The sequence below is a fragment of the Aquabacterium sp. A08 genome (genome assembly GCF_011742065.1).
The window spans coordinates 1-348 of record NZ_JAAQQT010000083.1 but is presented as its reverse complement, the minus strand read 5'-3'; the positions used below and the strand labels follow the sequence as shown (position 1 = coordinate 348).

General features: G+C 71.8%; 1 pseudogene. It reads right to left on the bottom strand.

From position 1 onward, the window contains the following. Nucleotides 1-348: pseudogene (locus tag HA630_RS00480) on the bottom strand (ammonium transporter); the annotation flags it as partial.

Here is a 348-nt window from a genome sequence, read left to right as displayed (position 1 = left end):
TCGGTGAAGCCCAGCGTGCTGCCGCCGTTGAAGCCGATCCAGCCGAAAAACAGCAACAGGCAGCCCAGCATGGCCAGCGGCAGGTTGCCGGCGGGTATGGCCGCTGGCGTGTCGCCTTCGGCAAAGCGGCCGCTGCGGGGCCCGACCTGCACCACCGCCACCACCGCCACCCAACCGCCCACGCTGTGCACCACGGTCGAGCCGGCGAAGTCCACAAAGCCCAGGGCCCGCAGCCAGCCCAGGCCGCTGTCGCCGGCGCTGCCCCAGGCCCAGTGCCCGAACACCGGGTAGATCAGCGCCGAGACGGCGGCCGACAGGGCCAGGTAGGTGCCAAAGCGCATGCGCTCG